Origin of the sequence: Aeromonas sp. ASNIH1, from assembly GCF_002934285.1 — a bacterium.
Lineage (GTDB): Bacteria > Pseudomonadota > Gammaproteobacteria > Enterobacterales > Aeromonadaceae > Aeromonas > Aeromonas caviae.
This window is the reverse complement of record NZ_CP026228.1, coordinates 1,649,928-1,660,000: the sequence shown is the minus strand read 5'-3', so window position 1 is coordinate 1,660,000 and position 10,073 is coordinate 1,649,928. Positions and strand designations below refer to the sequence as shown.

Genomic DNA, 10,073 nt, shown 5'->3' with positions numbered 1-10,073 from the left:
CATCAGGTTGGCGTGTTCCGCCGTGCTGGTAGGGGCGCATTATAGGGAGCCGCGCCGTGATGACAAGGGCTATTTTGCGAAAAATAGTCCTTTTTACCGATTTGTGGCTCGAACGCCTACTTATCAAACAAAAAGCCCTGCTTACGCAGGGCTCTGGCCGCTTTGAATGACGTCACTGTTACTTTTTTGACCAAAACTCACGGGCAAAGCCGCGCACCTTGTCCCAGTCGGTGAATTCCAGATCCTTGCTGGTATCCGTGCTGCCCCCGGTGATCTTCATGATCAACTGGATGATGCGGGTCTGCCACCAGTTGTAACGGGAGTACTGCAATGCCCCGGCAAACACCCCCAAAGTTTTGGGCTTCCAGGGAGAGAGGCGCAGAAACTTCTTCATGTAGGCGTTGGTCTGCGGCGTCTGCTTCTCGGGCTTGCGTGCCGTCAGGTTCACGCAGAAGAACGCCGCATTGGCTACTTCCAGCTGTTCATGATGTGCGTGTATGAAGCTGAGCAGGCTGGGGTGGAAGTTACCGTAGCGAATGGAAGCGCCAATCAACACCTTGGCATACTTGCTGAGGTTGCACATGGGCAGGGTGTGCAGGTCGTGCATCACCACTTCGCATCCTGATATTTCCTCCAGCATGACATCCACGATTTTCCGCGTTTGCCCGTCCCGGGAAGAATAAAGCACCAAAATCTTGTCCATACCAACCTCAACTACGCCAGAATGCAGGAGTAAACAGTACCAGAAGTGTGAAGATTTCCAATCGACCAAACAACATGGCCACGATCAATATCCACTGTGCAGTGGCCGAGATATTGCCGAAGTTGGCCGACACCTCCCCCAGACCCGGCCCCACGTTGGTGAATGCCGCAGCCACGGCGGAGAAGGCCGTCACTTCGTTCAGCCCCGTCATCAGCAGCAACAGCATGAAGATGAAGAACAGAATGATGTAGGTGGCAAAGTAGCCCCAGACCGCTTCCACGATCCGTTCCGGTACGGCGCGGCGTCCCAGCTTCAGGGTGTAAATGGCCCGCGGATGCACCAGCCGTTTGAGTTCACGCATCCCCTGCAGGAACAGGATCATGAAACGCATCACCTTGATGCCCCCCCCGGTACTGCCGGCACAACAGCCGATGAAGGCAGAGAACATCAACAGCATGGGCAGGAAGGAGGGCCAATCCGCATAGCTGGTGGTGCTGTACCCCGTGGTCGTGCCCAGCGACACCGCCTGGAACAGACCGTGGTTGAGCGCCTCCTGCCAGGTGGCGTAATGACCGTGGAACAGCAGAGAGACGAAACAGATCAACACCAGCACGCACTGGATGCTCAGAAACACTTTGAGCTCCGAGTCCCGCAGATAGCTGCTCACGCGCACCGGCTTGTGGGCAAATACCATGAAGTGAAGCGCGAAGTTGACGCTCGCCAGCAACAGGAACACCACTGTGATCAGGTTGATGGCCGGGCTGTCGAAGAAACCGATGCTGGCGTCGTGGGTCGAGAACCCCCCAACCGACAAGGTGGAGAAGGAGTGGCAGATGGCATCGAACAACGTCATTCCCGCCATCCAGTACGCGAGAGCGCAGAGGGAGGTCAGCAACAGATAGATGAACCAGAGCGCCTTGGCCGTCTCGGCGATGCGCGGGGTCACCTTGTTGTCCTTGACGGGCCCCGGGATCTCGGCGCGATAGAGCTGCATACCCCCGATACCCAGAAGTGGCAGCACGGCCACCGCCAGCACGATGATCCCCATGCCACCGAGCCATTGCAGCAGCTGGCGGTAGAAGAGAAACGCCTTGGGCAGATTGTCCAGCCCGGTCAGCACCGTTGCGCCCGTGGTAGTCAGGCCGGAAAACGACTCGAAAAATGCCTCCGAGACCGACATGTCAGGCGTGTCGCTCATGATGAAGGGGACGGCACCCACGCTCCCCAGCACCACCCAGAACAGCACCACGATGAGGAAGCCTTCCTTGGACCTGAGTTCCTTTTTCTGATGGCGGTTGGGAAACCAGAGCAGGAGGCCGAGCAGGAGGGCTATGACGAAGGAGTTGACGAACTCGGTACCACCGCCATCACGATACCCAAAAGCGACCATCGCGGGCAGCAGCATGGTCGAGCTGAACAGGGCAACCAGCAGACCGACGATACGAATGATGCTCAGAATCTGCATTCCGGCTCCCTCTTCAGACTAAAAGAGCGATGGATTCTAGCCATCTAAGGGACGAAGGGATACCCGACCCTGGGTCCGGTCGGTCAATTCCTGTGCGATACGGGCCCAGAGCGCAGACTCCCACGCTACCTGAAGGGTGACGCTGGCACCATAATCGGCCACCAGCAACTGCCCTTGATGGACAGAGATGAGTGACTCCACGGCCCCCATGTCGGTGTAGTCACACTGGATCACGGAAGAGGTCAGCTGACGCTTGATACAGGTTTCAAGTTGCTTGAGTGCTGCCCCCACACCACCACCATAGGCCTTGACCAGGCCACCGGTCCCCAGCAGCACGCCACCGTAATAGCGCACCACCACGGCGGCGACTTCACCCAGACCAGCCCCCATCAACTGGGCCAGCATGGGCTTGCCCGCCGTGCCCGAGGGTTCGCCATCATCACTGAAACCATAAACCTGGCTGTCTTGGGGGGCGCCGGCGACAAAAGCCCAGCAGTGATGCCGGGCTCCCGGGTGTTGCTGTTTGATCTCGTCTATCCAGGCCTTGGCGGCCTCGACGGTCGGAGTATGGGCGATGTAGGTAATGAAGCGGCTCTTCTTGATCTCTTCGCTCACCTCCAGCGGGGCTGCCGGTATGGGGTAATCCGTCGCCATCAGAGCCCTGCTTGTCTGGTCAGGTTCTCCACCCCGTTGGCATGCAGCACCACGTTGTCCTCGATGCGAATGCCACCATAGGGACGCAGCGCCTCCACCTTGTTCCAGTTGACCCGCTTGCCCTGCTCACCCTGGCGCAGCGGCTCCAGCAGGCTGTCGATGAAGTAGAGACCCGGCTCTATGGTGAACACCTGGCCCACTTCCATCACCCGGGTGCAGCGCAGATAGGGGAACTGCTCGGGGGCCGCCAGGTGGGTGCCGCGCTCATCCTGCATGAAGCCGCCGGCATCGTGTACCTGCAGGCCGAGGAAGTGGCCGAGACCGTGGGGGAAGAAGACATTGGTCACCCCGGTGTGGATCATCTCGTCCACCGACATGTCTACCAGTTCGGTGGCTTGCAGCAGGCGCGCCAGCCTGTGGTGCATCTGCAGGTGCAGCTCGCTGTAGCGGCGGCCCGGCTTGATCTCGTCGATGATCTCCTGTTGCTGTGCATCCAGCGCAGCAATCAGATCGGCGAACTCACCGCGGCGCCAGGCCCAGGTCCGGGTAATGTCGGAGGCATAACCGTGCACGTCCACACCGGCATCGATGAGGAAGGAGTAACGCTCCGCATCCGGTACCCGCTGGGTGGAGAGATGGGTGTAGTGCAGGATGGCCGCATTGCGGTTGATGGCAACAATGTTGCCGTAGGGCGCCTCATTGGCCCCCTGTCCGACCGCCTTCATGTAGGCCAGGTTGATCTCGAACTCGCTCGCTCCCGCCATGAAGGAGTCCTTGGCCGCGATGTGACCGCGCACGCCGATGCGGTTGGCATCGCGAAGACATTCCAGCTCATAGGGCGTCTTGTAGGCACGGTGGTAGTGCAGGTAGTTGAGGACCGCCTCCGGATTGGGCTGGCCCAGTCCCAGCAGCTCGGCCACTTCCAGATGGCCGCCCAGATAGGCCCACTCCTGCTTGTTGGCCGGCAGGTGATCGGCAACCTGCTCCGGGCGAGTCAGGAAGCGAATGTCGAAGAAATCGATCCAGAAGGCGTTGGGCAACTCCGCCACCTTGTGCCAGAAGTCCACCGGCCGGTAGAACAGCAGCACCGGCTTGTTCACCCCGTCCACCAGCAACCAGCAGTGAGGGTTGTCCAGCACCGGCAACCAGGCCTTGAACTGGGGATTCACCTTGAAGGGATAATCCTGGTCATCGAGGAAGATGCGATGAGTCTGGCCGGAGTGAATAGCGAGGCCGCCAAGACCCTGTTGTTGCAGGATGTCGCGGGTACGCTGCTGAAGGGTGTCGAGATGCTGGGCAAAAAGTTGGCTGTAACTGCTCATGGCGTCCTGCTCCGGGCGAATGTGACTTCAGCATAACATCAAGCGAATCAAGGCTCGAGCCACCCGGCTTTCGCTTCGTGAGGTAACGCATAGGTTACAGGCTTTTTGTTATGAAGATAAAACAGACAATTAACAAACAAAGAACAATTCAATACACTGCCCATAGACAGTAGATATCAGCCGTCAGGAACGAATCATGCAAAACCTTTGTCTGTGGACACCGGATCAGGACAGGATGCAGCACTCCAACCTCCACCAGTTCATGGCCGAGGTCAATCACTTCCATGGTCTGCAACTGCGCAGCTATGCCGACCTGTATCAATGGTCGGTGGAGAAGACCACCCGCTTCTGGCCCCTGGTGTGGCAGCACTGCGGCGTCAAGGGCGAACTTGGCAACATTGTGGCGGAGAACCGCCAGGATATGCAACGCGCCCGCTGGTTCCCCGACAGCCGGCTCAACTTCGCCGAGAACCTGCTGCGCCGTCAGGATGAGAGCCCGGCCATTATCTCCCGCATCGAAGGGGGCCCAAGCCGTACCCTGAGCTGGCATCAGCTGGCAGATCAGGTCGCCCGCCTGGCCCACTGGCTTCGCAGCCAGGGTATAGGCCGGGGTGATGTGGTCGCAGCCTACCTGCCCAATATCCCGGAAACCGTGGTGGCCATGCTGGCAACCACCAGCCTCGGCGCGATCTGGACCTCCACCAGCCCTGATTTTGGCGAGGCCAGCGTGGTCGAGCGCTTCGGCCAGACCCGTCCCAGGGTGCTGTTCGCGGTGGATGGCTACCGCTACGGCGGCAAGGCCATCGACATTCAGGACAAGGTGGCCAGCGTCGTCGGTCAGCTCGACAGCCTAGAGCAGACGGTGATGATCCCCCTGCTCGGCAACCCGCTGCAGCTTGGTCACAACTGGCAGCAATTGCTGGCAAGCCAGCATGATGCCCAGCTCGCCTTCGAGACCATGGCCTTCAACGACCCGCTCTACATCCTCTACTCCTCCGGCACCACTGGCAAACCCAAGTGCATCGTGCACGGCATTGGCGGTACCCTGCTGCAACACCTGAAAGAGCACCAACTGCACTGTGACATCAAGCCGGGGGAGCGGATCTTCTACTTCACCACCTGCGGCTGGATGATGTGGAACTGGCTGGTAAGCGCCCTCGCCTCCGGCGCCACCCTGGTGCTCTACGATGGTTCCCCCTTCTACCCGGATGCCAACGTGCTGTGGGATCTGGCACGGGACGAAGAGGTCGCCCTGTTCGGCACCTCGGCCAAGTATCTCGATGCGCTGCACAAGCAGGGCTATGCCCCCATCAATACCCACGATCTGCCTGCCTTGCGCCTCATCTGCAGCACCGGATCTGTGCTGTCGCCGGAGGGGTTCGACTACGTCTACCAGCAGATCAAGCAGGATGTGCAGCTCAGCTCCATCTCCGGCGGCACCGACATCTGCTCCTGCTTCGTCATCGGCAACCCCTTGAGCCCCGTCTATCGCGGTGAGAGCCAGGGGCGCGGCCTCGGTCTCGCGGTGCAGGTATTCAACGAGGCGGGCCAGCCGGTGCTGGGTGAGAAGGGCGAGCTGGTCTGCACCAAGCCGTTCCCGGCCCAGCCCATCTACTTCTGGGGTGACGAAAACGGCGACAAGTACCACGCCGCCTACTTCGAGCGCTTCGACAACATCTGGTGCCACGGGGACTGGATCGAGCTGACCCCGACCGGCGGCATTCTGTTCTACGGCCGCTCCGACGCGACCCTCAACCCGGGCGGCGTGCGCATCGGCACCAGCGAGATCTACCGCTATGTGGAACAACTCGACGAGGTGGAAGAGAGCATCGTCATCGGCCAGCAATGGAAACAGGACGAGCGGGTGGTGCTGTTCGTCAAGCTCAAGACGGGTTGCAAGCTGGACGACGGGCTGCGTGAGCGGATCTGCCAGCAGATCAAGCGGCACTGCACCGCCCGTCATGTGCCTGCCCGCATCCTGCAGGTGGATGCCATCCCCCGCACCAAGTCCGGCAAGATAGTGGAGCTGGCGGTGCGGGAAGTGGTGCACAACCGCCCCGTCAACAACACCCACGCCCTCGCCGATCCCGAGGTCTTGAACCAGTATCGCAACCGGCCGGAACTGGCCAGTTGATACCACGCTCATCTCCATCGGAGGCGCCGCAAGGCGCCTCTTTTTTACCCGTTTTGTGATGAAGAGCTTTTACTCGATAACTGTTAAACAAATGTTTTAAATAGGTGTTGAAAATGTCTCCTTTTGGATCAATAGTGAGCCTCGCCCCCTGCTGGGGATAAAGGAGCACCATTCCCCACAGAGTGGGAACAAGGAGACACTCTCATGATCTACCAAGGCGAAACCCTGACGGTCAGCTACCTCGAAGACGGCATTGCCGAGCTGAGGTTCGATGCCCCGGGTTCAGTCAACAAGCTGGATCGCGCTACCCTGCTCTCCCTGAGCGAAGCGATCGCCGCATTACAGCAACAAGCCGATTTGAAGGGTCTGATCCTCACCTCCGGCAAAGACGCTTTCATCGTCGGCGCCGACATCACCGAATTCCTGGAACTGTTCGATCTGCCGCAAGAAGACCTGCTCGGCTGGCTGAAGAAGGCCAACGACATCTTCAGCGCCATCGAAGATCTGCCGGTGCCCACCCTCTCCGCCATCAAGGGCCATGCTCTGGGCGGCGGCTGCGAGACTATTCTCTCCACCGATTTCCGGCTGGCCGACACCACGGCCAAGATCGGCCTGCCCGAGACCAAGCTCGGCATCATGCCCGGCTTTGGCGGCACTGTCCGTCTGCCGCGGGTGATCGGTGCCGACAACGCGCTGGAGTGGATCACCACCGGCAAGGATTACCGTGCCGATGACGCCCTCAAGGTGGGTGCCATCGATGCCGTAGTCGCCCCCGACGCGCTGCAGAGCGCTGCGCTGCAGATGATCAAGGACGCGGTCAACGGCAAGCTGGACTGGCAGGGCCGCCGCGCCGCCAAGAAGGCCCCGCTGCGCCTCTCCAAACTGGAAGCCATGATGAGCTTCACCACCGCCGCCGGCATGGTTGCCGCCGTGGCGGGCAAACACTATCCGGCCCCCATGGCCGCCGTGAAGACGGTGGAAGCCGCCACCGGCATGGGCCGTGACGAGGCGCTGGCCGCCGAGGCCGCCACCTTCATCAAACTGGCGAAAACCGACGTGGCCAAGGCGCTGGTCGGTATCTTCCTCAACGATCAGCACATCAAGGCGCTGGCCAAGAAGGCCGCCAAGCAGGCAAACAAGGCCACCGGCCATGCCGCCGTGCTGGGTGCCGGCATCATGGGGGGCGGCATCGCCTACCAGTCTGCCAGCAAGGGCATCCCGGCGGTGATGAAGGACATCAACGAGAAAGCGCTGGCACTTGGCATGAATGAGGCCACCAAGCTGCTCAACGGCCAGCTCGAGCGCGGCCGCATCGACGGCATCAAGATGGGCCAGGTGCTCTCCGCCATCACGCCGACCCTGAGCTATGACAGCGTCAAGCATGCGGACGTCGTAGTCGAAGCCGTGGTCGAGAACCCGAAAGTGAAGGCCGCCGTGCTGGGCGAAGTGGAAGGGATCATCGGCGAAGACGCCGTGCTCGCCAGCAACACCTCCACCATTCCCATCTCCCTGCTGGCCAAGGGACTGAAGCGCCCCGAGAATTTCTGCGGCATGCACTTCTTCAACCCGGTGCACCGCATGCCACTGGTGGAGATCATCCGCGGCGAGCAAACTTCCGATGAAACCATCAACCGCGTGGTGGCCTACGCCGCCGCCATGGGCAAGTCCCCGGTCGTGGTCAACGACTGCCCCGGCTTCTTCGTGAATCGCGTGCTGTTCCCCTACTTCTTCGGCTTCAACAAGCTGGTCGCCGATGGCGCCGACTTCGCCGCCGTCGACAAGGTGATGGAGAAGGAGTTTGGCTGGCCCATGGGCCCCGCCTACCTGCTGGACGTGGTCGGCATCGACACCGGCCACCACGCAGGTGACGTGATGGCGCAGGGTTTCCCGGCACGCATGAGCAAGGAAGGCCGCACCGCCATCGACGTAATGTATGACGCCAGCCGCTTCGGTCAGAAGAACGGCAAGGGCTTCTACGCCTACGAGCAGGACAAGAAGGGCAAGCCGAAGAAGGTGGCCGACGCCGCCAGCTACGAGCTGCTGGCCCCCATCGCCAAGCCGAAGCAGGACTTTGACAAGGAAGCCATCATCGCCCGCATGATGATCCCGATGATCAACGAGGTGGTGCTCTGCCTGGAAGAGGGCATTGTCGCCACACCAGCCGAAGCCGACATCGCGCTGGTCTACGGCCTGGGCTTCCCTCCCTTCCGCGGCGGCGTGTTCCGCTATCTGGACACTATCGGTCTGGATCGCTACGTGGCCATGGCCGACCAGTATGCCGACTTGGGCCCGCTCTACCGCGTCAGCGACCGCTTGCGTGAGATGGCCGCCCAGGGCAACACCTTCTACTGATTGCGGAAAGGAGATCCATTCATGAAAGACGTAGTCATTGTCGACTGTATCCGGACCCCCATGGGCCGGTCCAAGGGCGGCGCCTTCCGCAACGTGCGTGCAGAAGATCTGTCCGCGCACCTGATGAAATCCATCCTGCTGCGCAACCCCAACCTCGACCCGAACGAGATCGAGGATATCTACTGGGGCTGCGTGCAGCAGACCCTGGAGCAGGGCTTCAACATCGCCCGCAACGCCGCCCTGCTGGCCGGCATCCCGAAACAGGTGGGGGCGGTCACCGTCAACCGCCTGTGCGGCTCAAGCATGCAGGCGCTGCACGATGCCTCCCGTGCCATTCAGGTAGGTGATGGGGATATCTTCATCATCGGCGGCGTCGAGCACATGGGCCACGTGCCCATGAGCCACGGGGTGGACTTCCACCCCGGCATGGCCAAGTCGGTGGCAAAAGCCTCCGGCATGATGGGGCTGACCGCCGAGATGCTCGGCAAGCTGCACGGCATCAGCCGATCGCAGCAGGACGAGTTTGCGGCCCGCTCCCACCGCCGCGCTCACGCTGCCACCGTGGAAGGGCGTTTTGCCAAGGAGATCGTTGGGCTGGAAGGGCACGACGCCAGCGGCGCCCGCTTCTTCTACGACTATGACGAGGTGATCCGCCCCGAGACCACGGTCGATACGCTGAGCCAGCTGCGCCCGGTGTTCGACCCGGTCAACGGTACCGTCACCGCCGGCAGCTCCTCGGCCCTGTCCGATGGCGCCGCCGCCATGCTGGTGATGAGTGCGGATCGCGCCAAGGCCCTCGGCCTCACGCCGCGCGCCAGGGTGCGCGCCATGGCCATCGCCGGCTGTGACGCCGCCATCATGGGTTACGGCCCGGTGCCGGCCACCCAGAAGGCGCTCAAGCGGGCCGGTCTGACCGTCGGCGACATCGACCTGTTCGAGCTGAACGAGGCGTTTGCCGCCCAGTCCCTGCCCTGCGTGAAGGATCTGGGTCTGCAAGACCTGGTGGACGAGAAGGTTAACCTCAACGGTGGCGCCATCGCCCTGGGTCACCCGCTCGGCTGCTCCGGTGCCCGCATCTCCACCACCCTGATCAACCTGATGGAAGAGAAGGACGCCACCCTGGGAGTCGCCACCATGTGCATCGGCCTGGGTCAGGGCATCGCCACAGTGTTCGAACGGGTGTAAGTGAATCACACCTGACCGCTCACCGGTCAGGGACGCCGCCTCGGGGCGGCAACAACAGACAGAAGGCGGCCCTGCTTCCCGGCACAGCGGCCCCATCACGAATACCGGGTCGGCCTGCCGACCCTGCTGTCGAGTCTGTGGAACGCGCCACACGGGGTGCGCTCCTGCCGTCGGAATCTGCGTGTTGGCCGGCCCGTTTGGGTCGGCCTTTTTTATTCTTTTCCCGCGATCGGGGCCAATCCTGAGGCTATATTGCCC

At 61.4% G+C, this 10,073-nt stretch carries 7 protein-coding genes; 3 read left to right on the top strand and 4 right to left on the bottom strand.

Features of this window, described 5'->3' with window-relative positions; all coding sequences use genetic code 11:
- Positions 1 to 178: 178 nt before the first annotated feature.
- Genes hemG through pepQ form a run of 4 tightly spaced genes read right to left on the bottom strand, consistent with a single transcriptional unit; the run spans position 179 to position 4,144 of the window.
- Positions 179 to 703, bottom strand: coding sequence for a menaquinone-dependent protoporphyrinogen IX dehydrogenase (gene hemG, locus C2U37_RS08070; RefSeq protein WP_029313439.1), 525 nt, complete (start codon positions 701 to 703; stop codon positions 179 to 181).
- A 7-nt stretch (positions 704 to 710) separates the two neighbouring features.
- Positions 711 to 2,168, bottom strand: a complete 1,458-nt coding sequence (locus tag C2U37_RS08065) for a TrkH family potassium uptake protein (protein WP_052814712.1) — start codon at positions 2,166 to 2,168, stop codon at positions 711 to 713.
- A gap of 36 nt (positions 2,169 to 2,204) precedes the next feature.
- Entirely contained in the window at positions 2,205 to 2,822 is a 618-nt protein-coding gene (locus tag C2U37_RS08060) for a YigZ family protein (protein WP_041212013.1), read from the bottom strand.
- Complete coding sequence (gene pepQ / locus C2U37_RS08055; protein ID WP_104452093.1) at positions 2,822 to 4,144, bottom strand: Xaa-Pro dipeptidase; 1,323 nt, start codon at positions 4,142 to 4,144, stop codon at positions 2,822 to 2,824. The genes C2U37_RS08060 and pepQ overlap by 1 nt, the downstream gene beginning before the upstream one ends.
- A 196-nt stretch (positions 4,145 to 4,340) precedes the next feature.
- Here pepQ and C2U37_RS08050 point away from each other — a divergent pair, with 196 nt between their 5' ends.
- The 3 genes from C2U37_RS08050 to fadA all read left to right on the top strand — a co-directional run bounded on the left by C2U37_RS08050 (position 4,341) and on the right by fadA (position 9,815).
- Complete coding sequence (locus C2U37_RS08050; RefSeq protein WP_041212015.1) at positions 4,341 to 6,278, top strand: acetoacetate--CoA ligase; 1,938 nt, start codon at positions 4,341 to 4,343, stop codon at positions 6,276 to 6,278.
- A gap of 204 nt (positions 6,279 to 6,482) precedes the next feature.
- Positions 6,483 to 8,630, top strand: coding sequence for a fatty acid oxidation complex subunit alpha FadB (fadB, locus tag C2U37_RS08045; protein ID WP_104452092.1), 2,148 nt, complete (start codon positions 6,483 to 6,485; stop codon positions 8,628 to 8,630).
- Positions 8,631 to 8,651: 21 nt separating this feature from the next.
- Positions 8,652 to 9,815 (top strand): acetyl-CoA C-acyltransferase FadA, encoded by a 1,164-nt coding sequence (fadA, locus tag C2U37_RS08040; RefSeq protein WP_104452091.1) that lies wholly within the window; start codon positions 8,652 to 8,654, stop codon positions 9,813 to 9,815.
- The last annotated feature ends 258 nt before the right edge of the window (positions 9,816 to 10,073 follow it).